The organism is Pseudomonas sp. PDM13 (assembly GCF_025685765.1).
GTDB lineage: Bacteria > Pseudomonadota > Gammaproteobacteria > Pseudomonadales > Pseudomonadaceae > Metapseudomonas > Metapseudomonas solani.
Genome location: NZ_JAOTQU010000019.1, coordinates 53606 through 79527, shown reverse-complemented (window position 1 = coordinate 79527; position 25922 = coordinate 53606). Strand labels below are relative to the sequence as shown.

The following is a 25922-nucleotide window of genomic DNA, read 5'->3' as shown; positions in this document are numbered from 1 at the left end:
GCCCTGGCAGCGATGCCGGGGCTTTTTTTATGCGCCGCCCGCCATCAGGGAACATCTTGCGTTCGCGCCACGTCTGAACTTACCTCTGGCCAACAGCCCAAGGTCTCCAGCCCCATGCTCCGAACGCTCGTCACCAGCCTGCTGGCCCTGCTCCCCCTCCTCACCCACGCTGGCGACCTGGAGCAACGCTTCACTGCAGACACCCTCCAGCCCATCCTTCAACGCCTACAGCAGGACGAGCACCCGCGCTTCGCCGTGGTCGACTACTCCCAACGCTCGGACCAGAAGCGCTTCCTGCTATACGACAGCCGCAGCCACGCCCTGCTGGCCAGCTACCGCGTTGCCCATGGCAAAGGCTCGGATGCCGACCATGACGGCTACGCCGAGCGCTTCTCCAACGAGCCCGAGAGCCGTGCCTCCTCGCTGGGCACCTACCGCACGGGCGAGGTCTACCAGAGCCGGCAACCCGGGCACGGGCTGTCGATGCGGCTGACGGGGCTGGACCCGAGCAACGACAAAGCCATGGAGCGCGCCATCGTCATCCATGCCATGGACTACATGGAGGATCGCTTCATCCGCCAGCACGGCGTGGCCGGGCGCAGTTTCGGCTGCCTGGTGCTGGCCGCCGCTGACCGCGACCAGGTGATCGAGGCACTGCAGGGCGGCGCGCTGATCTTCGCCATCAAGCCGCCATCTGCGCCGGGCGCCCACTAAAAGCGTTTTGTGCGCTACAGCACATAAGGCACTGCACCCGCCGCACTGTCACAGTTCCGTCGCCTTGAGGTCTTAGCGTCAAGTCTCCGTCGATTCGCCTGTATGGAGACAAAGCCTTGAATAACGAGAAAGAGAACGCCGTCCTCTTTGGAAATGGCGACGAAGTGCCTAGCAACCTTTCCAACAACCCCCACATCAGCGAGCTGATCGAGGGCGTGAAACGCCGCGAGGTGCTGGCCGGTGGCGCCGCACTGGGCGCCCTCGCCTTCCTCGGCGTATCCCTGCCCGGCCAGGCCGAAGCCGGTCAGAGCGAAGCCCGCGGCCTCGGCTTCCCCTTCAAGCCACGCCGCCGCCTCAGCTTCGAAGGCATCCCGGCCGGCCGTGCCGACACCATCACCGTGCCGCCCGGCTACAAGGCCACGCCTTTCATTCCCTGGGGCACCCCCATCACCGGCCGCTACCCCGCCTTTGCCGACGACGCCAGCAACAGCGCCCGCGACCAGGCCGAGCAAACCGGCATGCACCATGACGGCATGCACTTCTTCCCCATCGACACCCGCCTCGGCCTGGGCCTGCGCTCCGACCATGGCCTGCTGGTGCTCAACCACGAATACATCGACGCGCCGCTGCTGCACCCCAACGGCCCCACCGTGGTGAACGGCAAGCGCACGAGCGCCGAAGAAGTCCGCAAGGAAATCAACGCCCACGGCGTTTCGGTGGTCGAAATCCGCCGTGACGTGCGCGGCGAGTGGACCGTGGTGCCCAGCCGCCGCAACCGCCGCATCACCGCTGCCACGCCCATGCAGATCAGCGGCCCGGCTCGCGGCAACAAGCTCCTGCAAACGCGCCACAGCCCCAACGGCACCGCCGCCCGCGGCACCCAGAACAACTGCTCCAACGGCTTCACCCCCTGGGGCACCTACCTCACCTGCGAGGAAAACTGGGCCGGCTATTTCTCCACCCGTGACACCGACCTGCCCCGTGAACTGAAGCGCTACGGCCTGCGCAACGGCAGCCGCTTCGGCTGGGAAACCCTGCCCGGCGACGAGTTCGAGCGCTTCGACGCCACCCGCAAGGCCGCCGACGCCAAGGGCGACTACCGCAACGAACCGAACCAGTTCGGCTGGATCGTCGAGATCGACCCCTTCGAGCCCGATTCCGTGCCGGTGAAACGCACCGCCCTCGGCCGCTTCGCCCATGAAGGCCTGATCTTCGCCCCGGTGAAACCCGGCCGTCCGGTGGTCTGCTACTCCGGCGACGACTCGCAGAACGAGTACATCTACAAATACGTCAGCCGCGACACCTATCGCCCCGGTCGCAGCAACGGCCGCCTGCTGGACGAAGGCACCCTGTACGTCGCGCGCTTCAATGCCGACGGCAGCGGTCAGTGGCTGCCGCTGGACATCAACGACAAGTCCTTCCTCAAGGCCTGCCTCGCCGCCGGCGTCGCCTTCGCCGACCAGGGCGACGTGCTGATCAACACCCGCCTCGCGGCGGACGTGGTCGGCGCCACCAAGATGGACCGCCCCGAATGGGGCGCGGTTAACCCGGACAACGGCGAGGTGTACTTCACCCTCACCAACAACACCGCGCGCACCGTCCCGGACGCCCCCAACCCGCGCCCGGCCAACGCCTACGGCCACATCATCCGCTGGCGCGAGCAGAGCCGCGACTACGCCGGCAAGGCCTTCAACTGGAACCTGTTCATGCTCGCCGGCCCGGAAACCGACAGCCGCGGCCCGAACGGCAAGCCGCTGGACGCCAGCAACATCCTCGCCAGCCCCGACGGCCTGTGGTTCGACGACGACGGCCGCCTGTGGATCCAGACCGACATGAGCGGCAGCCAGCTGTCCGCCGGCCCCTTCGGCAACAACCAGATGCTGGTGGCGGACCCACGCACCGGCGAGCTCAAGCGCTTCCTGGTCGGCCCGCTGGGCGCCGAAGTCACCGGCATCGCCGCCACGCCGGACTTCCGCACCCTGTTCGTCAATATCCAGCACCCGGGTGAGGGCTCGACGCCCACCAACCTCACAAGCGCCTGGCCGGACGGCCCGGGCAAGCGTCCGCGCTCTTCCACTGTGGTGATCACCCGCGAAGACCGTCGCCGCATCCTCTGATCCCCCAGCCACTGGCCGAAGTGCCAGGCATTTGCGACCGGCCAGCAATGGCCGGTCCCTTTTTCCACTGACAGACTGGCCAGCCACACACCAAGGGCCTGCCCATGCCTGCCAACCGCCTGAGTCGCGCCACCTCCCTGGTGAGCAAACTGCCCGCCGCCCTGCACACACCCCTGCTCAGCCTGCTGATCGGCAGTCAGGTGCGCTTCGCCGGCACCGCCCGCGTGCGCGTCCATCACCTCAGCCAGCAACGGGCGGTGATGAGCCTCGCCAATCGTCCCCGGGTGCGTAACCACATCAAGGGCGTACATGCCGCCGCCATGGCATTGCTGGCCGAATCCGCCACCGGCCTGCTGGTGGGCATGAACGTGCCGGACGACAAGCTGCCCCTGATCAAAAGCCTGCACGTGGACTACCTCAAGCGCGCCACGGGCGGCCTGAAGGCAGTGGCGCAACTGGATGCCGAACAGGTCCGGCGCATCCATGAAGAAGACCGGGGCGAAGTGCGGGTCGCGGTCTCCATCACCGATGAAACCGGCATCGAACCCATCCGCTGCGAGATGATCTGGGCCTGGGTCAGCCGCAAGCGCGAGCATTGACTAAGCTGTACGAATGTCCCAACTGAGAGGCCGAGAACCGCAATGGCCCGAACCACGCTTATCCTGGCAGGCACGGCGATCGCCGTGACGACAGCCGCCGCCACCCTCTACTGCCGCCTGGGCCCAGAATCCCAGGCCGTCGCCCAGCCGCGCTCGCAAGCCAGCCAGCCCCTGGCCACTCCGGCCAGCGACGCGACGGCAGCGGCGAGCGCCCAGCACATCGACCCCGCGCTGACGGCGGAGTACGAGAAGCGCCTGGCCTTCCACTCCGCCTACCGAGCCTTCTTCAAGGCGGCGCCGGACCTGCCCAGCGAAGAACGGGAGAAACAGGCCGAGCGCTTGGCGGAGGAAGTGCAATCCCATGAGCAGAGCGGCGAGTTGGCGGCCAGCGAATCCCTGGTGCTGCAGATCGCCCTGATCCAGGCCAGCGGCGGTGACGTCGAGGAACAGAAGGCACGCGCCAACGCCCTGCTGCAGCGCTACAAGGCGCGTAGCGACGCCCTGGAGAAGAAGCTCGCGGCACAGCCTTCGCCCCAGTTCGATCACTACAAGCAGGAAGAGAAACGCATCGTTGCCGAGGTGCTGGCGATGCAGTCGATCCCAGACGGCCTCAGCCGTGACGAATACCTGAGGCAGCGCCTGCAACAGGCCCGCGAGCAGGCCTACCACTGAGCTGCGGGGCGGATTGCCCGCCCCGCAGCCACTTCTCAAAGCAACTGGTTGAGCACGTAGTAGAGCAGGTTGAACGGCTTGGCCCGATCGGCCGCATCGCTCGACTCGGATGCATCCATCACCGGCCCGGTGCCATCCAGCACATTGGTGACGAAGTCATCCAGTTGCAGGTTCTGCTCCTGGATGTCGGCGTTGGCGAACTCGATGATGCTGGTGCAATGGCTCTCGTTCACCGCCCGGTACTGCGGGAAGTAGCCGCCGAAGTTATGCAGGTTGGCCAGGGTGTTGCGCAGGCGGCCGGTGTCCACATCCCACTTGGCGTGGATCAGCGCCTCCTTGGTGGCCTGGTCCGGTGCGTTGGCGATCTCAGGGTAGAAGCGCTCGTAGGAGTAGGACGAGTAGTTCAGGTCCTTCCAGAAGTGCGTATGCCCGAGACGATCACCCGGCAGGTTCGCGGAAAGCGCCGGGTAGATGCTGCCCAGGTCATTCAGGGTGACGCCCGGCAGACGACTCTGCAGCAATTGCAGCGGCCCATTGTCGAGGCCCCAGGCCTGGCGGATGAAGGTCTGCAACGGCAGCGACGGATAGGCCTGGTTGCTGCCCCCGGTCACCGCACTGAACACCGGCCCCGAGTCGTCGATCAGGAAGCCACGGTTAGGCGCGATGTCCTGGCGCGTCACCGCATGGCTGATCAGGCTGCCCGCCCCGCCGGCACTGCAGCCGGTGGAGAGCATCTGCCCGGGGCGCTCGAGGTTGTCCTTGAGCCAGGCGGTCACCGCGCGGGTGTTGCGCAGCCCGTTGTGGTGCCACACCAGCTGCGGCTTCTGCCCGGTCGGGTCCTGGTAGACCGCCACCTTGTCACCGGAATAGATGTCACCGGTGCAGTACGGCACGTACACCATGTTCCAGTTCTGCGTCTTCACCCGCGTCCAGGGATGCAACCGCACCACGAAGGGGCTCACCAGGCTGGCGCTGGGGTTGAGCAGCTTCATGTAATCGTCGGGAATGCCATTCGGGTTCCGCGCACCCCGGATGCCGGTCTGGCCCGTGCAACTGGCGTAATCCCAGCAGGCGCCACCGCCCTCCATATAGATGATGGTGTTACTGGTGTTCGGTACCCGGTTGACGAAGAACTTGTAGGGCGAACCATCACCACAAACGGCGCCGGTCTCGGGTGCGAGCTGCACCGTCTGCCAGGCGTAGTAGTTGGCCGCCTTGAAACCGGAGTTGAACCCCGCCGGGTTGGCCAGCAACGGATAGGGCCCAACCCGCTGCTCGGGCAGGACCTTGTTGTCGGCCTTGGGTGGGGAGGTGAGATTGCCCAGCGTCTGCCAGAACCCGTAGTCGCCGAGTTCGGCGTGGGCAGGCAGTGAAGGCAGGAAGAACAGCAGAAGCACGAAGCAGTGACGCAGCAACTTGGCAACGCCCATGGCGATTCCCTCTTTTTCTTGTTTTCTGAGTGGACCAGCACGCCCAGGCAGACGAATCCGTGGTCCAGCCGACCCGCTGAGTACGGCAGGGAAACAGGGGGGAACGCACCGCATCCACGGCGCTTCTAGCACGCTAGTACAAGGTCGTCAGAGCGACAACGGTAGCCACATATGAATTAGGCATAGAGGAAAGAAGTTGTGAGTAACAGCGGCTATTAAGTGCGCATGTTTTAACCACTTCCGTAGGACTCGCCATGTAGTGGTTATATATTCTCCAGTCAAATGATAATGACTATCATTAACCTATCTATATTTGCGCCCTGCGGCATAGCGACGCAATCCGACCAAAGCCTGACAAAAAACTGGAACCCACGGCGCTCTAGGCTTTCAGAGCAGTACAAGCTCTTTAAACTGCCTTTCGAGTTAATTTTTTAGTCTGAAAAATTTACTTGTAGACCCATACGGGCATAAAATTGTCCGAATAGATTGCCGGGCACTCTAGTGCGGGCAAGACCCAATTTAATTACGAGTGAACGCCGTTCCTTGTTGAAGGAGTTCCGGCATGTCGGACGCCACTGCCATTCTTTCCCATAACTGGGGTTTCGCTATTTTCCTGCTGGGCGTGATCGGCCTCTGTGCCTTCATGCTCGGTGTCTCGAGCCTTCTCGGCAGCCGTGCCCATGGCCGCGCCAAGAACGAGCCGTTCGAATCGGGGATGCTCCCCACCGGCAGTGCGCGCCTGCGCCTCTCCGCAAAATTCTATCTGGTCGCGATGCTCTTCGTGATCTTCGACGTCGAAGCCCTCTTTCTCTTCGCCTGGGCCGTATCCGTTCGCGAAAGCGGGTGGGCGGGCCTCGTCGAAGCTACCATTTTCATAGCAATTCTGTTGGCAGGTCTTGTCTATCTCTGGCGCATCGGTGCTCTTGATTGGGCTCCCGAAGGTCGTCGCAATCGGCAGGCGAAGCTAAAACAATGAGGCTTTGGCGATGCAATACAAACTTACTCGGATCGATCCGACTGCTCCCAACGAGCAGTACCCGATCGGCGAGCGGGAGATCGTTTCCGACCCCCTGCTAGAAGATCAGGTCCACAAGAACATCTTCATGGGCAAGCTCGAAGATGTTCTCAACGGTGCAGTCAACTGGGGTCGCAAGAACTCCCTGTGGCCGTACAACTTCGGTTTGTCCTGCTGCTACGTGGAGATGACTACCGCCTTCACCGCGCCGCACGACATCGCCCGCTTCGGTGCGGAAGTCATTCGTGCATCACCCCGCCAGGCTGACTTCATGGTCATCGCCGGCACCTGCTTCATCAAGATGGCGCCCATCATCCAGCGCCTCTACGAGCAGATGCTGGAGCCCAAGTGGGTGATCTCGATGGGTTCGTGCGCCAACTCCGGCGGTATGTACGACATCTATTCGGTGGTTCAGGGCGTGGACAAGTTCCTCCCCGTGGACGTGTACATCCCTGGCTGCCCTCCCCGCCCGGAGGCATTCCTGCAAGGCCTGATGCTGTTGCAGGAATCCATCGGCAAGGAGCGCCGCCCGCTTTCCTGGGTCGTCGGCGACCAAGGCATCTACCGTGCCGAAATGCCGTCGCAGAAGGAACAGCGCCGCGAACAGCGTATTCAGGTCACCAACCTGCGCAGCCCCGACGAAGTCTGATCCGGTCTCTTCCACGAGAAGAGACCCGGCTCACTCTGTACGTTGACCGAAAGCGACCGAGACCATGACTGCAGACACCGTTCTGTCTATCCCGCCTTACAAGGCTGACGACCAAGACGTCGTCGTTGAACTGAATTCCCGCTTTGGCGCCGAGAGCTTCACCCTCCAGGCCACCCGCACCGGCATGCCGGTGATCTGGGTCGCTCGCGAGAAGCTCGTCGAAGTCCTCACCTTCCTGCGCAATTCGCCGCGCCCCTTCGTCATGCTGTACGACCTGCATGGCGTCGACGAGCGTCTGCGCACCCAGCGCCGCGGCCTGCCGGGCGCCGACTTCACCGTTTTCTACCACCTGATCTCCATCGAGCGAAACAGCGACGTGATGATCAAGGTGTCCCTGTCCGAAGGCGACCTCAACCTGCCCAGCGTCACCGGCATCTGGCCGAACGCCAACTGGTACGAGCGCGAAGTCTGGGACATGTACGGCGTGCACTTCTCCGGCCACCCGCACCTGTCGCGGATCATGATGCCGAACACCTGGGAAGGTCACCCGCTGCGCAAGGACTACCCGGCGCGCGCCACCGAATTCGATCCCTACAGCCTGAGCCTCGCCAAGCTGCAGCTGGAAGAAGAAGCCGCACGCTTCAACCCCGAAGACTGGGGCATGAAGCGCCAGGGCGAGAACGAGGACTACATGTTCCTCAACCTCGGCCCCAACCACCCGTCAGCACACGGTGCTTTCCGCATCATCCTGCAGCTGGACGGTGAAGAAATCCTCGACTGCGTACCGGAGGTGGGTTACCACCACCGCGGCGCCGAGAAGATGGCCGAGCGCCAGTCCTGGCACAGCTTCATCCCCTACACCGACCGCATCGACTACCTCGGCGGGGTGATGAACAACCTGCCCTACGTGCTCGCGGTCGAAAAACTCGCCGGCATCAAGGTGCCGCAGAAGGTCGACACCATCCGCGTGATGCTGGCCGAATTCTTCCGTATCACCAGCCACCTGCTGTTCCTGGGTACCTACATCCAGGACGTCGGCGCCATGACCCCGGTGTTCTTCACCTTCACCGACCGCCAGCGCGCCTACAAGGTGATCGAAGCCATCACCGGCTTCCGCCTGCACCCGGCCTGGTACCGCATCGGCGGCGTCGCCCACGACCTGCCGCGCGGCTGGGACGGGCTGGTCAAGGAATTCGTCGAATGGCTGCCCAAGCGCCTCGACGAGTACACCAAGGCCGCCCTGAAGAACAGCATCCTCAAGGGCCGTACCATCGGCGTCGCCCAGTACAACACCAAGGAAGCGCTGGAATGGGGCGTCACCGGCGCCGGCCTGCGCTCCACCGGCCTGGACTTCGACCTGCGCAAGGCACGCCCCTACTCGGGCTACGAGAACTTCGAGTTCGAAGTGCCGCTGGCCCATAACGGCGACGCCTACGACCGCTGCATGGTCCGCGTCGAAGAGATGCGCCAGAGCATCCGCATCATCGACCAGTGCCTGAAGAACATGCCGGAAGGCCCGTACAAGGCCGACCACCCGCTGACCACGCCGCCGCCGAAAGAACGCACGCTGCAGCACATCGAAACCCTGATCACCCACTTCCTGCAGGTTTCCTGGGGCCCGGTCATGCCGGCCAACGAAGCCTTCCAGATGATCGAGGCGACCAAGGGCATCAACAGCTACTACCTGACGAGCGATGGCAGCACCATGAGCTACCGCACCCGGATCCGGACGCCCAGCTTCGCCCACCTGCAGCAGATCCCCTCGGTGATCCGCGGCAGCATGGTGGCCGACCTGATCGCCTACCTGGGCAGTATCGACTTCGTTATGGCTGACGTGGACCGCTGACATGAGCATTATCCAGACCGACCGTTTCGCCCTCAGCGAAACCGAGCGCTCGGCCATCGAGCACGAGATGCACCACTACGAGGACCCGCGCGCGGCGTCCATCGAAGCCCTGAAGATCGTCCAGAAGGAGCGCGGCTGGGTGCCTGACGGCGCCGCCGATGCCATTGGCGAAATCCTCGGCATCCCCGCCAGCGACGTCGAAGGTGTAGCCACCTTCTATAGTCAGATTTTCCGCCAGCCGGTGGGCCGCCACATCATCCGTGTGTGCGACAGCATGACCTGCTACGTCGGCGGCCATGAGTCCGTGCTCGGCAGCATCCAGCAGAACCTCGGCATCGGCCTTGGCCAGACCACCGCCGACAACCGCTTCACGCTGCTGCCGGTGTGCTGCCTGGGCAACTGCGACAAGGCCCCGGCCCTGATGATCGACGACGATACCTTCGGCAATGTCAGCGCCGATGGCGTCGCGCAACTGCTGGAGGCCTATCAATGAAGACCCTCACCTCCGTCGGCCCGGCCAACCGCATCCAGCGCAGCGCCGAGACGCACCCGCTGACCTGGCGCCTGCGTGACGACGCGCAGCCCATCTGGCTCGAGGAATACCAGCAGAAGAACGGCTACGCGGCCGCACGCAAGGCCCTGGGCGAAATGGCCCAGGCCGACATCGTGCAGACCGTCAAGGACTCCGGCCTCAAGGGCCGCGGCGGTGCGGGCTTCCCCACCGGCGTGAAATGGGGCCTGATGCCCGCCGACGAATCCATGAACATCCGCTACCTGCTGTGCAACGCGGACGAAATGGAACCCAACACCTGGAAGGACCGCATGCTGATGGAACAGCTGCCCCACCTGCTGGTGGAAGGCATGCTGATCAGCGCCCGCGCACTCAAGGCCTATCGCGGCTACATCTTCCTGCGCGGCGAATACGTCGACGCGGCGCGCAACCTCAATCGCGCCATCGACGAAGCCAAGGCCGCCGGCCTGCTGGGCAAGAACATTCTCGGCAGCGGCTTCGACTTCGAGCTGTTCGTCCACACCGGTGCCGGCCGCTACATCTGCGGCGAGGAAACCGCCCTGATCAACTCGCTGGAAGGCCGCCGCGCCAACCCGCGCTCCAAGCCGCCCTTCCCCGCCGCTGTCGGCGTCTGGGGCAAGCCCACCTGCGTCAACAACGTCGAGACCCTGTGCAACGTGCCGGCGATCGTCGCCAACGGCGTGGATTGGTACAAGGGCCTCGCCCGTCCCGGCAGCGAAGACATGGGCACCAAGCTCATGGGCTTCTCCGGCAAGGTGAAGAACCCCGGCCTGTGGGAGCTGCCCTTCGGCGTCCCCGCCCGCGAACTCTTCGAAGACTATGCCGGCGGCATGCGTGACGGCTTCAAGCTGAAAGCCTGGCAGCCCGGCGGCGCCGGCACCGGCTTCCTGCTCCCCGAACACCTGGATGCGCCCATGTACGCCGCCGGTATCGCCAAGGTCGGCACCCGTATGGGCACCGGTCTCGCGCTCGCCGTGGACGACAGCATCAACATGGTCTCGCTGCTGCGCAACATGGAAGAGTTCTTCGCCCGCGAGTCCTGCGGCTGGTGCACCCCCTGCCGCGACGGCCTGCCCTGGAGCGTCAAGGTCCTGCGCGCCCTCGAGCGCGGTGAAGGCCAGCGCGGTGACCTGGAAACCCTCGAAGGGCTGGTCAACTTCCTCGGCCCAGGCAAGACCTTCTGCGCCCACGCACCGGGCGCTGTCGAGCCGCTGGGTAGCGCGATGAAGTATTTCCGTCCGGAGTTCGAGGCAGGCATCGCCGAGAACGCACCGGCGATCCGACCTGAACCGGTCGGCGCATAAGAGCCAGTTCCGCCGGTTGGCGGCCGCCACAAGCGGCCCCGACCGCAACCTGATTCCATTAGCCACGCCCGGTCAAACGGGCAGATGAAGACTGAACCATGGCCACTATCCACGTAGACGGCAAGACGCTCGAAGTCGATGGTGCAGACAACCTCCTGCAGGCCTGTCTGTCCCTCGGACTCGACATCCCCTACTTCTGCTGGCACCCGGCGCTCGGTAGCGTCGGCGCCTGCCGCCAGTGTGCGGTCAAGCAGTACACCGACGAAAACGACAAGCGCGGCCGCCTGGTCATGTCCTGCATGACCCCCGCCACCGACAACTCCTGGATTTCCATCGACGACGAAGAGGCCAAGCAATTCCGCGCCAGCGTCGTCGAATGGCTGATGACCAACCACCCGCACGACTGCCCCGTGTGCGAGGAAGGCGGCCACTGCCACCTGCAGGACATGACGGTGATGACCGGCCACAACGAGCGCCGGTACCGCTTCACCAAGCGCACCCACCAGAACCAGCAGCTCGGCCCGTTCATTTCCCATGAAATGAACCGCTGCATCGCCTGCTACCGCTGCGTGCGCTACTACAAGGACTACGCCGGCGGCACCGACCTCGGCGTCTACGGCGCCCACGACAACGTCTACTTCGGACGTGTCGAGGACGGCACCCTCGAGAGCGAATTCTCCGGCAACCTGGTCGAGGTCTGCCCGACCGGTGTGTTCACCGACAAGACCCACTCCGAGCGCTACAACCGCAAGTGGGACATGCAGTTCGCCCCGAGCATCTGCCACGGCTGCTCCAGCGGCTGCAACATCAGCCCCGGTGAGCGCTATGGCGAAATCCGCCGTATCGAGAACCGCTTCAACGGCTCGGTGAACCAGTATTTCCTTTGCGACCGCGGCCGTTTCGGCTACGGCTACGTCAACCGTGAAGACCGCCCGCGCCAACCGCTGTTAGGCGCCCAGAAGCTCGGCCTCGATGCCGCCCTGGACAAGGCCGCCGAACTGCTCAAGGGCAAGCGCGTGATCGGCATCGGCTCGCCCCGCGCCAGCCTGGAATCCAACTTCGCCCTGCGTGAGCTGGTAGGCGAAGCCAACTACTACTCCGGCATCGCCGCGGGTGAGCTGGAAAACATCCGCCTGATCCGCGACATCCTGCAGAACGGCCCGCTGCCGGTGCCCACCCTGCGTGACATCGAAAGCCACGACGCCGTGTTCGTCCTCGGCGAAGACCTGACCCAGACCGCCGCGCGCGTCGCCCTGGCCCTGCGCCAGTCGGTCAAGGGCAAGGCCACCGACATCGCCGCCTCGATGAAGATCCAGGACTGGCACATGGCGGCCGTGCAGAACGTCGCCCAGGACGCGCTCAACCCGCTGTTCATCGCCAGCACCACCGAGACCCGCCTCGACGACGTCGCCACCCAGTGCGTGCACGCCGCCCCGGCCGACCTCGCCCGCATCGGTTTCGCCGTGGCCCACGCCATCGACCCGAGTGCACCGGCCGTGGAAGGCCTCGACAGCGAAGCCGCCGAGCTGGTCAAGGCCATTGCCGACGCCCTCCTCGCCGCCAAGCGTCCGCTGATCGTCTCCGGCGCTTCCCTGGGCGAGAAGGCCCTGATCGAGGCCGCCGCCAACATCGCCAGCGCGCTGAAGAACCGTGAGAAGAACGGCTCCATCAGCCTGGTGGTCCCGGAAGCCAACAGCATGGGCCTCGCCCTGTTCGGCGGCGAATCCGTGGACGCCGCCCTGGAAGCCCTGACCGCCGGCCAGGCCGACGCAGTGGTGGTACTGGAGAACGACCTCTACCGCCGTGCCGACGCCGCCAAGGTCGACGCCGCCCTCGCCGCCGCCCAGGTGGTGATAGTCGCCGACCACCAGCAGACCGCCACCGTCGAACGCGCCCACCTGGTGCTGCCGGTTGCCAGCTTCGCCGAAGGCGACGGCACCCTGGTCAGCCAGGAAGGCCGCGCCCAGCGCTTCTTCCAGGTCTACGACCCGACCTATTACGACGCCAACATCCTCGTGCGCGAGGGCTGGCGCTGGCTGCACGCCCTGCACAGCACCCTGCAGGACAAGTCCGTCGACTGGACCCAGCTCGACCAGGTCACTGCCGCCGTCGCCGACAGCAGCAGCCTGCTGGCCTCGATCCGTGACGCCGCGCCCAGCGCCTCGTTCCGCATCAAGGGCCTGAAGCTGGCCCGCGAACCGCACCGCTACAGCGGCCGTACCGCCATGCGCGCCAACATCAGCGTGCACGAGCCGCGCCAGCCGCAGGACAAGGACTCGCCCTTCGCCTTCTCCATGGAAGGCTATGCCGGCAGCGCCGAACCCCGTCAGCAGATTCCGTTCGCCTGGTCCCCGGGCTGGAACTCGCCCCAGGCCTGGAACAAGTTCCAGGACGAAGTCGGCGGCCATCTGCGTGCCGGCGACCCGGGCGTGCGCCTGATCGAAGCCAAGGGCGCCACCCTGCCCTGGTTCGCCGTCGCCGCTCCGTTCAACCCGGCCCAGGGCACCTGGCAGGTGGTTCCCTTCCACCACCTGTTCGGCAGCGAGGAAAACTCCTCCCGTGCCGCGCCGATCCAGGAGCGCATGCCAGAGCCCTACGTGGCCCTGGCCAAGTCCGAGGCGGATCGCCTGGGCGTGAACGACGGCGCCATGCTGGCTCTGCGGGTCAAGGGCCAGGCCCTGCGCCTGCCGCTGCAGGTCCGTGAAGAACTGGCCGCCGGCCTGGTGGGCCTGCCCGCCGGCCTGCCGGGTATCCCGGGTGCCATCGCTGGCGCCACCGTGACCCTGCTGCAGGAGGCCGCGCAATGAGCTGGCTCACTCCCGAGGTGATCGACGTCATCATCGCGGTGGTCAAGGCCATCGTCATCCTGCTCGCCGTGGTTGTCTGCGGCGCCCTGCTCAGCTTCGTCGAACGACGCCTGCTGGGCTGGTGGCAGGATCGCTACGGCCCCAACCGCGTCGGCCCGTTCGGCATGTTCCAGATCGCCGCCGACATGCTGAAGATGTTCTTCAAGGAAGACTGGACCCCGCCCTTCGCCGACAAGGTGATCTTCACCCTGGCGCCGGTGATCGCCATGAGCGCCCTGCTCATCGCCTTCGCCGTGGTCCCGATCACCCCCACCTGGGGCGTGGCGGACCTGAACATCGGCATCCTGTTCTTCTTCGCCATGGCCGGTATCACCGTGTACGCGGTGCTCTTCGCCGGCTGGTCGAGCAACAACAAGTTCGCCCTGCTCGGCAGCCTGCGCGCCTCGGCCCAGACCGTCTCCTACGAGGTGTTCCTGGCCCTGTCGCTGATGGGCATCGTCGCCCAGGTCGGCTCGTTCAACATGCGCGACATCGTCGAATACCAGGCCCAGCACCTGTGGTTCATCATTCCGCAGTTCTTCGGCTTCTGTACCTTCTTCATCGCCGGCGTCGCCGTGACCCACCGTCACCCGTTCGACCAGCCGGAAGCGGAACAGGAACTGGCCGACGGCTACCACATCGAATACGCCGGCATGAAATGGGGCATGTTCTTCGTCGGCGAGTACATCGGCATCGTGCTGGTGTCCGCGCTGCTGGTGACCCTGTTCTTCGGCGGCTGGCACGGCCCCTTCGGCATCCTGCCGCAGATCCCGTTCATCTGGTTCGCCCTGAAGACCGCCTTCTTCATCATGCTGTTCATCCTGCTCCGCGCGTCGATCCCACGTCCGCGCTATGACCAGGTGATGGCCTTCAGCTGGAAGTTCTGCCTCCCGCTGACCCTGATCAACCTGCTGGTGACCGGCGCCGTCGTGCTGGCCACGGCCCAGTAAGGAGAAAGACCATGATCAAGTACATCTACGACGTGGTGGTCGGCACCCTCACCCAGCTGCGCAGCCTGGTGATGGTGTTCTCCCACGGCTTCCGCAAGCGTGACACCCTGCAATACCCCGAAGAGCCCGTGTACCTGCCGCCGCGCTACCGTGGCCGCATCGTGCTGACCCGTGATCCCGACGGCGAAGAGCGCTGCGTAGCCTGCAACCTGTGCGCCGTGGCCTGCCCGGTCGGCTGCATCTCGCTGCAGAAGGCCGAAACCGAAGACGGCCGCTGGTACCCCGAGTTCTTCCGTATCAACTTCTCCCGCTGCATCTTCTGCGGCCTGTGCGAAGAAGCCTGCCCCACCACCGCGATCCAGCTGACCCCGGATTTCGAAATGGGCGAGTACAAGCGCCAGGACCTGGTCTACGAGAAGGAAGACCTGCTGATTTCCGGCCCCGGCAAGAACCCCGATTACAACTTCTATCGCGTGGCCGGCATGGCCATTGCCGGCAAGCCGAAAGGCGCCGCGCAGAACGAAGCCGAGCCGATCAACGTGAAGAGCCTGCTGCCCTAAGGAGACGTGCGTGGAATTCGCTTTCTATTTCGCCGCAGGCGTCGCTGTTGTTTCCACCCTGCGGGTGGTCACCAACACCAACCCGGTGCATGCGCTGCTCTACCTCATCATTTCCCTGCTGGCCGTCTCGATGTGCTTCTTCGCACTGGGGGCGCCCTTCGCCGGCGCACTGGAAATCATCGTCTACGCCGGCGCCATCATGGTGCTGTTCGTCTTCGTGGTCATGATGCTCAACCTTGGCCCAGCCATCGTCGAGCAGGAGCGCAAGTGGCTCAAGCCCGGCATCTGGGTCGGCCCTTCGGCGCTGTCCCTGGCCCTGCTGGCCGAACTGCTCTACGTGCTGTTCAGCCAGAGCAGCGGCGCCACCATCGGCCAGACCACGGTAGACGCCAAGGCAGTGGGTATCAGCCTGTTCGGCCCTTACCTGCTGGCCGTCGAACTCGCCTCCATGCTGCTCCTGGCAGCCCTGGTCGCGGCCTACCACCTCGGCCGCCACGAAGCGAAGGAGTAACGCCATGCTGCAAGCAATCCCCCTGGAACATGGCCTCGCCGTCGCCGGCATGCTGTTCGGCCTCGGGCTGGTCGGCCTGATGGTGCGCCGCAACATCCTCTTCGTGCTGATGAGCCTTGAAGTGATGATGAACGCCGCCGCTCTGGCCTTCGTCGTCGCCGGTGCCCGCTGGGCCCAGGCCGACGGCCAGATCATGTTCATTCTGGTGATCACCCTCGCAGCCGCCGAGGCCAGCATTGGCCTGGCCATCCTGCTGCAGCTGTATCGCCGCTTCCACACCCTCGATATCGACGCTGCCAGCGAGATGCGCGGATGAACCTTCTATTCCTGACTTTCCTCTTCCCGTTGCTCGGCTGGCTGGTCCTGTCGTTCTCCCGCGGGCGCTTCTCCGAAAACACCTCCGCCGTCATCGGCGTGGGCTCCGTTGGCCTCTCGGCACTGACCACGGCCTGGATCATCTTCCAGTTCAACGTCGCCCCGCCGGAAGGTGGCGTCTACACCCAGGTGCTCTGGCAGTGGATGAACGTCGACGGCTTCGCCCCCAGCTTCACCCTGTACCTGGACGGCCTCTCGCTGACCATGCTGGGTGTGGTCACCGGCGTCGGCTTCCTGATCCACCTGTTCGCCTCCTGGTACATGCGTGGTGAGGAGGGCTACTCGCGCTTCTTCTCCTACACCAACCTGTTCATCACCAGCATGCTGTTCCTGGTGCTCGGCGATAACCTGCTGTTCCTGTACTTCGGCTGGGAAGGCGTGGGCCTCTGCTCCTACCTGCTGATCGGCTTCTATTACAGCAACCCGAACAACGGCAACGCCGCGCTCAAGGCCTTCATCGTCACCCGCATCGGCGACGTGTTCATGGCCATCGGCCTGTTCCTGCTGTTCATGCACCTAGGCACCCTGAACATCCAGGAGCTGATGGTGCTGGCCCCGCAGAAATACGTCGCCGGCGACGCCTGGCTGTGGATCGCCACCCTGATGCTGCTCGGCGGCGCCGTGGGCAAGTCCGCCCAGCTGCCGCTGCAGACCTGGCTGGCCGACGCCATGGCGGGCCCGACCCCGGTTTCCGCACTGATCCACGCGGCCACCATGGTCACCGCGGGCGTCTACCTGATCGCCCGTACCCACGGCCTGTTCCTGCTGACCCCCGAGATCCTCGAACTGGTCGGCATCGTCGGTGGCGTCACCCTGGTACTGGCCGGCTTCGCCGCGCTGGTGCAGACCGACATCAAGCGCATCCTCGCCTACTCCACCATGAGCCAGATCGGCTACATGTTCCTCGCCCTGGGCGTTGGCGCATGGGACGCGGCGATCTTCCACCTGATGACCCACGCCTTCTTCAAGGCCCTGCTGTTCCTCGCCTCCGGTGCGGTGATCAACGCCTGCCACCACGAGCAGAACATCTTCAAGATGGGCGGCCTGTGGAAGAAGCTGCCGCTGGCCTATGCCAGCTTCCTGGTCGGCGGCGCGGCCCTGGCTGCACTGCCCCTGGTCACCGCCGGCTTCTACTCCAAGGACGAGATCCTCTGGGAAGCCTTCGCCAGTGGCCACCAGTGGCTGCTCTACGCGGGCCTGGCCGGTGCCTTCCTGACCTCGATCTACACCTTCCGCCTGATCTTCATCGCCTTCCATGGCGAGGCCAAGACCGAAGCCCATGCGGGCCACGGCGTCGCCCACTGGCTGCCCCTGTCGGTGCTGATCGTGCTGTCCACCTTCATCGGCGCACTGATCACCCCGCCGCTGGCTGGCGTCCTGCCGCAAAGCGTCGGCCACGCCGGTGGCGAAGCCCAGCACAGCCTGGAGATCGCCTCGGGTGCCATCGCCCTGGCGGGTATCCTCCTGGCCGCCCTGCTCTTCCTCGGCAAGCGTCGCTTCGTCAGCGCCGTCGCCCAGAGCGCGCCGGGTCGTTTCCTCGGTGCCTGGTGGTTCGCCGCCTGGGGCTTCGACTGGCTCTACGACAAGCTCTTCGTCAAGCCTTACCTGCTCATCACCCGCCTGCTCGGCCATGACCCGATCGACTCCGGCATCGGCCTGATCCCGCGCATCGTGCGGGGCGGCAACGGCCTGCTGAGCAGCAGCCAGACCGGCCAATTGCGCTGGTACGCAGTATCCCTGGTCGGCGGAGCCGTGCTCGTGCTCGGCGCCGCGTTGCTGACTTGAATCTTCTTAAGGAAACCAGCCCGTCATGATTCTGCCCTGGCTAATCCTGATCCCCTTCATCGGCGGCCTGCTGTGCTGGCAAGGTGAGCGCTTCGGCAACACCTTGCCGCGCTGGATCGCGCTGCTGACCATGTCCCTGCTGTTCGGCCTCGGCCTCTGGCTGTGGGCAACCGGTGACTTCACCCTGGCCCCCTCCCCTGAAGCCGGCCCCGTATGGGCGCACGAGTTCAAGGTGCAGTGGATCGAGCGTTTCGGCATCACCATCCACCTCGCGATGGATGGCCTGTCGGTGCTCATGGTCACCCTCACCGGCCTGCTCGGTGTGCTGTCCGTGCTCTGCTCCTGGAACGAGATCCAGAACCGCGTCGGCTTCTTCCACCTGAACCTGATGTGGATCCTGGGCGGCGTCGTCGGTGTGTTCCTCGCCGTCGACCTGTTCCTGTTCTTCTTCTTCTGGGAAATGATGCTGGTGCCGATGTACTTCCTCATCGCGCTCTGGGGTCACAGCGGCAGCAAGGGCAAGACCCGCATCACCGCCGCCACCAAGTTCTTCATCTTCACCCAGGCCAGCGGCCTGGTGATGCTGGTGGCGATCCTCAGCCTGGTGTTGATCAACTACAACAACACCGGCGTGATGACCTTCAACTACGCCGACCTGCTCAAGGTCCAGCTCACCCCCACCGCCGAATACCTGCTGATGCTCGGCTTCTTCATCGCCTTCGCGGTGAAGTTCCCGGTGGTGCCGTTCCACTCCTGGCTGCCCGACGCCCACGCCCAGGCCCCGACCGCGGGCTCCGTGGACCTCGCCGGCATCCTGCTGAAGACCGCCGCCTATGGCCTGATGCGCTTCGCCCTGCCGCTGTTCCCCCATGCATCGGCCGAGTTCGCGCCCATTGCCCACTGGCTCGGCGTGTTCGCCATCATCTACGGTGCCCTGCTGTCCTTCGCCCAGACCGACATCAAGCGCCTGGTGGCCTTCTCCAGCGTGTCGCACATGGGCTTCGTGCTCATCGCCATCTACTCCGGCAGCCAGATCGCCCTGCAGGGCGCGGTGGTGCAGATGATGGCCCACGGCCTTTCCGCCGCGGCGCTGTTCATCCTCTGCGGCCAGCTCTACGAGCGCCTGCACACCCGTGACATGCGCGAGATGGGTGGCATCTGGAGCCGCATGCCCTACCTGCCGGCCATCAGCCTGTTCTTCGCCGCAGCGGCCCTCGGCCTGCCCGGCACCGGCAACTTCGTCGGCGAGTTCCTGATCCTGGTCGGCTCGTTCCAGAAGGCCACCTGGGTCACCGTGATCGCCGCCACCGGCCTGGTGTTCGGCTCGGTCTACTCGCTGATCATGATTCACCGCGCCTACTTCGGCCCGGCCAAGTCCGACACCCCGCTGCAGGCCCTCAAGCCCCGCGAGCTGATCATGGTGCTCGGCCTCGCCGTCCTGCTGATCCTCCTGGGCGTCTACCCGCAACCGGTGCTGGACACCTCCGCCGCTAGCATGCACGGCGTGCATCAGTGGCTGGATGCAGCCTTCACCCAACTCGCCTCGGCCCGGTAGCTGTTATGGAACATCACGCTGTGGAATTCACGACTCAACACCTGATCGCCCTGCTGCCGCTGCTGGTGGCCTGCGCCACCGTCGTCGTGGTGATGCTGGCCATCGCCTGGAAGCGCAACCACACCCTGACCTTCGGGCTCTCGGTGGTCGGCCTCAACCTGGCACTGCTGGCGATCATCCCGGCCCTGGGCGTCACGCCCATCGAGGTCACCCCGCTCCTGAAGATCGACATCTTCGGCTGCTACTACATGGGCCTGGTGCTGGCTTCGACCCTCGCCTGCGTCACCCTGATCCACGCCTACCTGGGCGGCAACACCGGCCAGGGCTACCCGGGCAACCGCGAGGAGATGTACCTGCTGATCCTGCTGTCGGCCTGCGGCGGCCTGGTGCTGGTCACCGCGCAGCACATGGCCGGCCTGTTCATCGGCCTGGAGCTGCTCTCGGTGCCGGTCTACGGCATGGTCGCCTACGCCTTCTTCAACAAGCGTTCGCTGGAAGCCGGCATCAAGTACATGGTGCTATCGGCCGCCGGTTCCGCCTTCCTGCTGTTCGGCATGGCGCTGCTCTACGCCGACGCCGGCACCCTGAGCTTCACCGGCATCGGCGCGAAGTTCTCCGCCGAAGGCGCGCAGAACATGCTGGTCCACCTCGGCATCGGCATGATGCTGATCGGCCTGGCGTTCAAACTGTCCCTGGTGCCCTTCCACCTCTGGACCCCGGACGTGTACGAAGGCGCCCCGGCACCGGTCTCCGCCTTCCTGGCCACCGCCAGCAAGGTTGCCGTATTCGCCGTGCTGCTGCGCCTGTACCAGATATCCCCGGCCACCGCCGGCGGCTGGTTGAACGACCTGCTGGGCGCCATCGCCATCGCGTCGATCCTGTTCGGCAACCTGCTCGCGCTGGTGCAGAACAACATCAAGCGCCTGCTGGGCTACTCCTCCATCGCCCACTTCGGCTACCTGCTGATCGCCCTGATCGCCAGCAAGGGCATGGCCGTGGAAGCCATCGGCGTCTACCTGGCCACCTACGTGCTGACCAGCCTCGGCGCCTTCGGCGTGGTGACCCTGATGTCCACCCCGTACAACGGCCGTGACTGCGACGCCCTGTACGAATACCGCGGCCTGTTCTGGCGCCGTCCGTACCTGACCGCCGTGCTCACCGTGATGATGCTGTCGCTCGCCGGTATCCCGCTCACCGCGGGCTTCATCGGCAAGTTCTTCGTCATCGCCGCCGGTGTCGAGTCGGGTCTGTGGCTGCTGCTGGGCGTGATGGTCCTGGGCAGCGCCATCGGCGTCTTCTACTACCTGCGGGTCATGGTCACCCTGTTCCTGGTGGAGCCCAACCTGCGCCGCCACGACGCCGACCTGCACTGGGCGCAACACGCCGGCGGCATCATGCTGCTGTTCGTCGCCCTGCTGGCGTTCTTCCTCGGCGTCTACCCGCAGCCGCTGCTGGACCTGGTGCAGCATTCCGGCCTGGTGGCCCTGGCTCACTGACGCCAGCCGCTGCAATGAAAAACCCGGCCTAGGCCGGGTTTTTTCTTTTCCGGGAACGGGGAGCGTGCGGGCGCTCCCCTCCCCCACCGCAACGGTCAGGGGTTCTTCTTCTCCAGCCAGGCGCCGTGGCCCAGCCAGCTCGTCGCGCCCTGGTCCAGCCACTGGCTGGCCGCCGTCGCATGGCGCAGGTGCGCATCGAGAAACGCCAGGCTCACTGCCTGCACATAAGCGGCCTGCCGCGGATCGAAGCGCTCGTGCATGCCACCTCCGGTACCGGGCTTGCGCCCGCCATGGCGGCCACCCGGGCCTTCACCGGGGCCGCCCCGGCGTCCCTCACCACCGCCCTCATTGAAAGCCAGTGGCCGCCCCATGCCCGCATCCGGCACACCGCGCTCGCCACCGTGCTCCGGCCCGCCCATCGGATGCGGCAGCTCACCGCCCAGCAACGCGTGGTCGGCCTCGATCAGGGTCAGCAGGTAGCTGTCGTTCACCTGCAGTCCGCGCCAGAGCACCTGGCGCTGCTGGGGCGAGGGAATCCAGCTGAAGGGGTCTTCGTCGCGGGGGCCGCTGATGCTCAGCACCGGCACATCGATATGGGTGAAGCGGTCGGTGTCGTAGCTGCTTTCCACATAGGGGCTGAGCAGGATCGCCGCCTTGGGCCTCAGGGCGGAAAGCCGCGCTTCGCCATTGCCACGCTCGCCAGCCAGGGCGGCGGCGGTCTGCGCCCCCAGATCGAAGCCGGCCACCATCCAGGTGTCCCAGTCCACCCCGGCCAGCGCCGGGTCACCCGCCCGGCCGCGTTTCGCCGCTTCGGCCAGTGCCGCCTGGGCCAGGGTGATGCGCTGCCTGAGGGACGCCTGCGAGTAGTTGTCCTGGGCCAATTTGCGGAAGGCCCCGGCCTGGGCGTCGCCACTGGAATACAGCGCGCGCCCTTGCTGCGGCATCTGGATCGACAGCACCGCGTAGCCCGCCTCGGCCCAGGCACGGCGCCAGAGCTCGCCGGAATGGGCCGACTCCCCCAGCCCCGGCAGGTAGAGGATCAGCGGCGCCGCACCATGCTCGGCGGCCGGCACCAGCCAGCTCACCTCCAGCGCTTGCTGGCCCAGCGTCCAGGTGGCATCCCAGCCCCGCACCGGCCCGGCCACCGGCACATAACCGCCCTGGCGCGCCGCCTGGATGGCGGCCACCTGGTCCTGGGGCCTTTCCGGCGGGCTGGAGCAGGCACCCAGCGCAAGGGCAATGGCCAGGGGCAATGGCAGTAAGGAAAAACGCGAACGACGGGAACGGAAATTGGGCATGGCGATAGCCGAGAAGGACCAGGGAAGGGAGCCAGCATTATCGGCAGCGGGGCCGGCGGCGTCGGTCAGCGCTCGGTAAAGACTGGGTAAACCCGCCGATACATGACGCCCGTCCTCGGCATAGAATCCCCCCTCCAGCAAGGATGCCGCCCATGCACGACACACCCGACCTGTTGTTCGACCCGCATTTCCTCGAGACCCCGGACGCGCTCTTCCAGCAGTTGATGGCCAGCGTCGAATGGGATACACGGATGCGCGCCCGGCGCACCGCCAGCTATGGCGTGGCCTACAACTACTCGCAGATCGACTACCCCGCCACCCCACTGCCGGACGTCCTCCAGCCCCTGTGCGAGCAGCTGCACCAGCGCCTGGGCTTCCGGCCCAACAACTGCCTGCTCAACCTCTATGACGACGGCCAGTCCTCCATGGGCTTCCATTCCGACGACTGCACCGGGCTCGCAGCGGACACTGGCGTCGCCATCCTCTCCCTGGGCAGCACCCGCCCCATCCACTTCCGCAACAAGGCGGACAGGGGCCATGAAGTCACCTGGGAGCTGGTGCCGGGTTCGCTGCTGTACATGGACCAGGCCGTCCAGGCCCACTGGCTGCACGCCATTCCCCGGGTGGAAGCCGTCGGCCCGCGCATCAGCCTGACCTTCCGCCAGATCCTCAGCTGAGGGCCGCCCTCAAGGCAGCCTGACCTGCTTGCGGGTGCTGGTGAACAGGTCCCAGCTGGCCATGAACAGTGCTGCGATCAGCGGCCCGATGACGAAGCCATTCAGGCCGAACAGCGACAACCCGCCCAGGGTGGAGATCAGCACCAGGTAGTCCGGCATGCGCGTGTCCTTGCCTACCAGGATGGGGCGCAGCACGTTGTCCACCATGCCGATCACCAGCACGCCGAACACCGCCAGCACCACGCCTTGCCAGGTGTTGCCGGACAGCAGCAGGTAGGCGGCCACCGGCGCCCAGATGATCCCCGAGCCCACCGCCGGCAGCAGCGAGAGAAACGCCATCAGCACGCCCCAGAGCAACGCGCTGGGGATGTCCAGCACCCAGAAGATCAGCCCGCCCAGGGTGCCCTGGATGGCCGCCACCACCACGTTGCCCTTCACCGTGGCCCGCACCACCCGGGTGAACTTGATCTGCAGGCGGCGCTTGTGGTGGTCGGCCAGGGGCACCGCCATGCGGATGCCACGGACGATGTCCAGGCCGTCCCGCAGGAAGAAGAACAGCAGGTAGAGCATGAGGAAGAAGCCGATCACCACCTGGAAGGTGTCCTGGCCGATGGAGAAGGCCTGGGTGGCGATGAACTGACTGCCCTGCATGGCACCGCTGAGGATGCGGTCACGCAGGCCATCGAAATCATTGAGGCCGAAGCGGTCGAGCTGATGCTGGAGAACCGCCGGCAGCACCTCGCGTACCCGCGCCACATAGACGCCGACATCCAGCTCGCCGGAATCCAGCCGCTGGTAGAGATCGGCGCCCTGCTGCACCAGCAACGCAGCGATGAAGAACACCGGCAGGATCGCCACCAGCAGGCAGACGCTCAAGGTGATCAGCGCCGACAGGTTGCCCCGCCCGCCGATCCGCAGCGCCAGCCGCCGTTGCAGCGGACTGAACACCACCGCCAGCACCACCGCCCAGAACACCGCCCCATAGAACGGCAGCAGTATCCAGCCGAAGGCCAGGGTCACCAGCACCAGCAACAGGATCAGCGTGCGGACTTCCAGGGGATAGCGGGATTCGGACATGGAGCGGACACCATCAGGGAACGTTCCTGATTAGTCCGCAGCGAGACGGGGAAAGTGCGAAGACTTTACGGAATGACGTGTAGCCCGGGCTTCAGCCCGGGGAGGCGAACCGCATAAGGATTCGCCCCCACGGATGGCAACCGGATCAGATGCGGAACTGACGCACCAGCGCCCCCAGGCGCTCACCGAGGGCGGCCAGGCTGCGAGCGGTCTGGGCGCCCTGCTGGGTTTCGTCGGCGACGCTGTCCACCGCGACGGCGATCTGGTGCACGCTGCGGTTGATCTCCTCGGCCACCGCAGTCTGCTCCTCGGCGGCGCTGGCGATCTGCGCGTTCATGGCGTTGATGGTGCCGATCAGCTGGGCGATGGCGTCCAGCGAGGAGCCGGCCTGGTTGGCCTGCTCGCTGGTGATCTCGCCGGCGTCGCTGGAACGGCGCATGGAGGTCACCGCCTCCTGGGTGCCCTGCTGCAGGCGGTCGATCATGCCCTGGATTTCCTGGGTGCTCTGCTGGGTACGGCTGGCCAGCGCGCGCACCTCGTCGGCGACCACGGCGAAGCCACGGCCCGCCTCACCGGCACGGGCAGCCTCGATGGCGGCGTTGAGCGCCAGCAGGTTGGTCTGCTCGGCGATGGAGCGGATCACCCCCAGCACGCTGACGATGGATTGCACGTCCTGCTGCAGACTGTCGAGGGACACGCCGCTCTCGCGGATGTCGCCCACCAGCGCATGGATGCGGGTGATGCTGCCGTCCACCACCTTCTTCGCCGCCTGGCCTTCCTGGTCGGTCTGCTGGGCAGCTTCGGCGGCGCCCTGGGCGCTCTTCGCCACTTCGTGGGCGGCGGCGGACATCTCGTTGATCGCAGTCGCCACCTGGTCGGTCTCGTGGCGCTGGCGCTCCATGGCCTGCTCGGAACGATGGGCCTGGGCCGACACCTCGCCCACCAGGCCGGTGAGCTGGCCGGTCATGTCGACGATCTGGCGCACCAGGCCGTGGATCTTCTCGACGAAGCGGTTGAAGGAACCGGCCAGTTCGCCCAGTTCGTCCTGGCTGGTCACCGGCAGGCGGCGGGTCAGGTCGCCCTCGCCGGCGGCGATGTCATCGAGGTTGGCCTTGATCTGCTGCAGCGGGCGCAGGAAGGCGTTGCTCAAGGCGGTGCCGACGATGGCGAACACCACCAGCAGGATCGCGGCGATTATCAGGATGCTGGTGAGAATGGTGCTGATGCGGTCGTCGATGGCCTTCTGCACGGCGGCCACCTCGGCTTCCACGCCGTCCAGGTTCACCGCGGTGCCCAGGGCCAGGTCCCACTTCGCCAGGTAGTAGCTGTAGGCGAGCTTGGGCACCAGGATCTTGTCGTTGGTGGGCAGCGGCGAGCTGTATTGCACGTAGTTGGAACCGTCCTTGGCGACGCGTACCAACTCGTCGTTCACCGCTACGCCGTTGGGGTCCTTGCGGCCGGCGAAGCTCTTGCCCACGTCCACCGGGCTGTCACCACGGAAGACGCGGATCACCTGGGAGTCGTAGGCGAAGAAGTAGCCGTCCTTGCCGTACTTGATCTTCGACAGGATGCCGATGGCCTGCTCGCGGCTGGCGGCGTCACCCTGGGTGGAGGCGTCATAGAGGGTCTGCACCGAGCCCAGGGCGATCTGCATGTAGTGCTGCAGTTCCTGGCGGTTCTCCTGGATCAGCCGCTCACGGGTTTCCTTGACCTCGCCTTCGGCCAGGTTGAGCAGCACCTTGGCGGCGGCTCCGCTGAGTACGAGGGCGAAGAGGATCACCGGCGCAAGCGCCAGCAACAGGACCTTGGTTTTGAGTGTCAGGCGCATAATTCCATTCCTTGAAGGGCGGCAGGCCGGGAAAGCGAAACGGGACTGACCGGTTATCGGCAGCCCCGTGGGTAGCTATAGCGTTT

22 protein-coding genes are annotated in these 25922 nt (G+C 65.5%); 18 read left to right on the top strand and 4 right to left on the bottom strand.

Annotated features, from left to right (window positions below; translation table 11 throughout):
* Positions 1-114: 114 nt before the first annotated feature.
* From OEJ36_RS19640 to OEJ36_RS19625, 4 genes are all read left to right on the top strand, one after another.
* Positions 115-714, top strand: coding sequence for a murein L,D-transpeptidase catalytic domain family protein (locus OEJ36_RS19640; RefSeq protein WP_263402981.1), 600 nt, complete (start codon positions 115-117; stop codon positions 712-714).
* A gap of 116 nt (positions 715-830) precedes the next feature.
* Positions 831-2831, top strand: coding sequence for a PhoX family protein (locus OEJ36_RS19635; RefSeq protein ID WP_263402980.1), 2001 nt, complete (start codon positions 831-833; stop codon positions 2829-2831).
* A 104-nt stretch (positions 2832-2935) separates the two neighbouring features.
* Positions 2936-3430 carry a DUF4442 domain-containing protein gene (locus OEJ36_RS19630; RefSeq protein WP_263402978.1) on the top strand — a complete coding sequence of 165 codons (495 nt, stop codon included), beginning with the start codon at positions 2936-2938 and terminating at the stop codon, positions 3428-3430.
* 84 nt (positions 3431-3514) lie between these two features.
* Positions 3515-4102 carry a hypothetical protein gene (locus OEJ36_RS19625; RefSeq protein ID WP_263402977.1) on the top strand — a complete coding sequence of 196 codons (588 nt, stop codon included), beginning with the start codon at positions 3515-3517 and terminating at the stop codon, positions 4100-4102.
* A 35-nt stretch (positions 4103-4137) separates the two neighbouring features.
* On the opposite strand, the gene OEJ36_RS19620 is transcribed toward OEJ36_RS19625, so the two are convergent.
* A complete protein-coding gene (locus OEJ36_RS19620; RefSeq protein ID WP_021219034.1) occupies positions 4138-5532 on the bottom strand; it encodes a pectin acetylesterase-family hydrolase in 1395 nt (464 codons plus the stop codon).
* A 562-nt stretch (positions 5533-6094) separates the two neighbouring features.
* Between OEJ36_RS19620 and OEJ36_RS19615 the strand changes: the two genes are divergently transcribed.
* The 13 genes from OEJ36_RS19615 (at position 6095) to nuoN (ending at position 20956) form a co-directional block, all read left to right on the top strand.
* Complete coding sequence (locus tag OEJ36_RS19615; RefSeq protein ID WP_263402974.1) at positions 6095-6508, top strand: NADH-quinone oxidoreductase subunit A; 414 nt, start codon at positions 6095-6097, stop codon at positions 6506-6508.
* A gap of 10 nt (positions 6509-6518) precedes the next feature.
* A complete protein-coding gene (locus OEJ36_RS19610; protein WP_021219036.1) occupies positions 6519-7196 on the top strand; it encodes a NuoB/complex I 20 kDa subunit family protein in 678 nt (225 codons plus the stop codon).
* A gap of 64 nt (positions 7197-7260) precedes the next feature.
* Positions 7261-9042: an NADH-quinone oxidoreductase subunit C/D gene (gene nuoC / locus OEJ36_RS19605; protein ID WP_021219037.1), complete on the top strand. Its 1782-nt coding sequence runs from the start codon at positions 7261-7263 to the stop codon at positions 9040-9042.
* A gap of 1 nt (position 9043) precedes the next feature.
* Positions 9044-9535 carry an NADH-quinone oxidoreductase subunit NuoE gene (gene nuoE, locus OEJ36_RS19600; RefSeq protein ID WP_021219038.1) on the top strand — a complete coding sequence of 164 codons (492 nt, stop codon included), beginning with the start codon at positions 9044-9046 and terminating at the stop codon, positions 9533-9535.
* Positions 9532-10878: an NADH-quinone oxidoreductase subunit NuoF gene (gene nuoF / locus OEJ36_RS19595; protein ID WP_021219039.1), complete on the top strand. Its 1347-nt coding sequence runs from the start codon at positions 9532-9534 to the stop codon at positions 10876-10878. Before nuoE ends, nuoF begins: the two co-directional genes overlap by 4 nt.
* A gap of 98 nt (positions 10879-10976) precedes the next feature.
* A complete protein-coding gene (nuoG, locus tag OEJ36_RS19590) occupies positions 10977-13685 on the top strand; it encodes an NADH-quinone oxidoreductase subunit NuoG (protein WP_263402970.1) in 2709 nt (902 codons plus the stop codon).
* On the top strand, positions 13682-14674 hold the full coding sequence (gene nuoH / locus OEJ36_RS19585) for an NADH-quinone oxidoreductase subunit NuoH (RefSeq protein WP_184490278.1): 993 nt from the start codon (positions 13682-13684) through the stop codon (positions 14672-14674). Before nuoG ends, nuoH begins: the two co-directional genes overlap by 4 nt.
* 11 nt (positions 14675-14685) lie before the next feature.
* Positions 14686-15234, top strand: coding sequence for an NADH-quinone oxidoreductase subunit NuoI (nuoI, locus tag OEJ36_RS19580; RefSeq protein ID WP_184490279.1), 549 nt, complete (start codon positions 14686-14688; stop codon positions 15232-15234).
* A gap of 10 nt (positions 15235-15244) precedes the next feature.
* Positions 15245-15745: an NADH-quinone oxidoreductase subunit J gene (gene nuoJ / locus OEJ36_RS19575; RefSeq protein WP_021219043.1), complete on the top strand. Its 501-nt coding sequence runs from the start codon at positions 15245-15247 to the stop codon at positions 15743-15745.
* Between the two features lie 7 nt (positions 15746-15752).
* The gene (gene nuoK / locus OEJ36_RS19570; RefSeq protein ID WP_031287559.1) at positions 15753-16061 is read left to right on the top strand and encodes an NADH-quinone oxidoreductase subunit NuoK; all 309 of its coding nucleotides are present in this window, start codon (positions 15753-15755) and stop codon (positions 16059-16061) included.
* Entirely contained in the window at positions 16058-17905 is a 1848-nt protein-coding gene (gene nuoL / locus OEJ36_RS19565) for an NADH-quinone oxidoreductase subunit L (RefSeq protein WP_263402967.1), read from the top strand. Before nuoK ends, nuoL begins: the two co-directional genes overlap by 4 nt.
* Before the next feature lie 25 nt (positions 17906-17930).
* Entirely contained in the window at positions 17931-19460 is a 1530-nt protein-coding gene (gene nuoM, locus OEJ36_RS19560; RefSeq protein WP_043241691.1) for an NADH-quinone oxidoreductase subunit M, read from the top strand.
* A 20-nt stretch (positions 19461-19480) separates the two neighbouring features.
* Positions 19481-20956, top strand: coding sequence for an NADH-quinone oxidoreductase subunit NuoN (nuoN, locus tag OEJ36_RS19555; protein ID WP_263402965.1), 1476 nt, complete (start codon positions 19481-19483; stop codon positions 20954-20956).
* Between the two features lie 95 nt (positions 20957-21051).
* Here the strand turns inward: nuoN and OEJ36_RS19550 are convergent, their stop codons facing one another.
* Entirely contained in the window at positions 21052-22254 is a 1203-nt protein-coding gene (locus OEJ36_RS19550; RefSeq protein ID WP_263402964.1) for an alpha/beta hydrolase family protein, read from the bottom strand.
* A gap of 152 nt (positions 22255-22406) precedes the next feature.
* Here OEJ36_RS19550 and OEJ36_RS19545 point away from each other — a divergent pair, with 152 nt between their 5' ends.
* Positions 22407-22931 carry an alpha-ketoglutarate-dependent dioxygenase AlkB family protein gene (locus OEJ36_RS19545; protein ID WP_263402963.1) on the top strand — a complete coding sequence of 175 codons (525 nt, stop codon included), beginning with the start codon at positions 22407-22409 and terminating at the stop codon, positions 22929-22931.
* Between the two features lie 9 nt (positions 22932-22940).
* Here the strand turns inward: OEJ36_RS19545 and OEJ36_RS19540 are convergent, their stop codons facing one another.
* Both OEJ36_RS19540 and OEJ36_RS19535 read right to left on the bottom strand, forming a co-directional pair.
* Positions 22941-24008, bottom strand: coding sequence for an AI-2E family transporter (locus OEJ36_RS19540; protein ID WP_263402961.1), 1068 nt, complete (start codon positions 24006-24008; stop codon positions 22941-22943).
* A 145-nt stretch (positions 24009-24153) separates the two neighbouring features.
* Positions 24154-25839 (bottom strand): methyl-accepting chemotaxis protein, encoded by a 1686-nt coding sequence (locus OEJ36_RS19535; protein ID WP_263403063.1) that lies wholly within the window; start codon positions 25837-25839, stop codon positions 24154-24156.
* Positions 25840-25922: the final 83 nt, after the last annotated feature.

Bases quoted from the DNA above. Each gene is read 5' to 3' on its own strand.
- OEJ36_RS19640 (WP_263402981.1), top strand. From the start codon at position 115: ATGCTCCGAACGCTCGTCACCAGCCTGCTGGCCCTGCTCCCCCTCCTC.
- OEJ36_RS19630 (WP_263402978.1), top strand. From the start codon at position 2,936: ATGCCTGCCAACCGCCTGAGTCGCGCCACCTCCCTGGTGAGCAAACTG.
- OEJ36_RS19620 (WP_021219034.1), bottom strand. From the start codon at position 5,532: ATGGGCGTTGCCAAGTTGCTGCGTCACTGCTTCGTGCTTCTGCTGTTC.
- OEJ36_RS19615 (WP_263402974.1), top strand. From the start codon at position 6,095: ATGTCGGACGCCACTGCCATTCTTTCCCATAACTGGGGTTTCGCTATT.
- OEJ36_RS19610 (WP_021219036.1), top strand. From the start codon at position 6,519: ATGCAATACAAACTTACTCGGATCGATCCGACTGCTCCCAACGAGCAG.
- nuoC (WP_021219037.1), top strand. From the start codon at position 7,261: ATGACTGCAGACACCGTTCTGTCTATCCCGCCTTACAAGGCTGACGAC.
- nuoE (WP_021219038.1), top strand. From the start codon at position 9,044: ATGAGCATTATCCAGACCGACCGTTTCGCCCTCAGCGAAACCGAGCGC.
- nuoF (WP_021219039.1), top strand. From the start codon at position 9,532: ATGAAGACCCTCACCTCCGTCGGCCCGGCCAACCGCATCCAGCGCAGC.
- nuoG (WP_263402970.1), top strand. From the start codon at position 10,977: ATGGCCACTATCCACGTAGACGGCAAGACGCTCGAAGTCGATGGTGCA.
- nuoH (WP_184490278.1), top strand. From the start codon at position 13,682: ATGAGCTGGCTCACTCCCGAGGTGATCGACGTCATCATCGCGGTGGTC.
- nuoI (WP_184490279.1), top strand. From the start codon at position 14,686: ATGATCAAGTACATCTACGACGTGGTGGTCGGCACCCTCACCCAGCTG.
- nuoL (WP_263402967.1), top strand. From the start codon at position 16,058: ATGAACCTTCTATTCCTGACTTTCCTCTTCCCGTTGCTCGGCTGGCTG.
- nuoM (WP_043241691.1), top strand. From the start codon at position 17,931: ATGATTCTGCCCTGGCTAATCCTGATCCCCTTCATCGGCGGCCTGCTG.
- OEJ36_RS19550 (WP_263402964.1), bottom strand. From the start codon at position 22,254: ATGCCCAATTTCCGTTCCCGTCGTTCGCGTTTTTCCTTACTGCCATTG.
- OEJ36_RS19545 (WP_263402963.1), top strand. From the start codon at position 22,407: ATGCACGACACACCCGACCTGTTGTTCGACCCGCATTTCCTCGAGACC.
- OEJ36_RS19540 (WP_263402961.1), bottom strand. From the start codon at position 24,008: ATGTCCGAATCCCGCTATCCCCTGGAAGTCCGCACGCTGATCCTGTTG.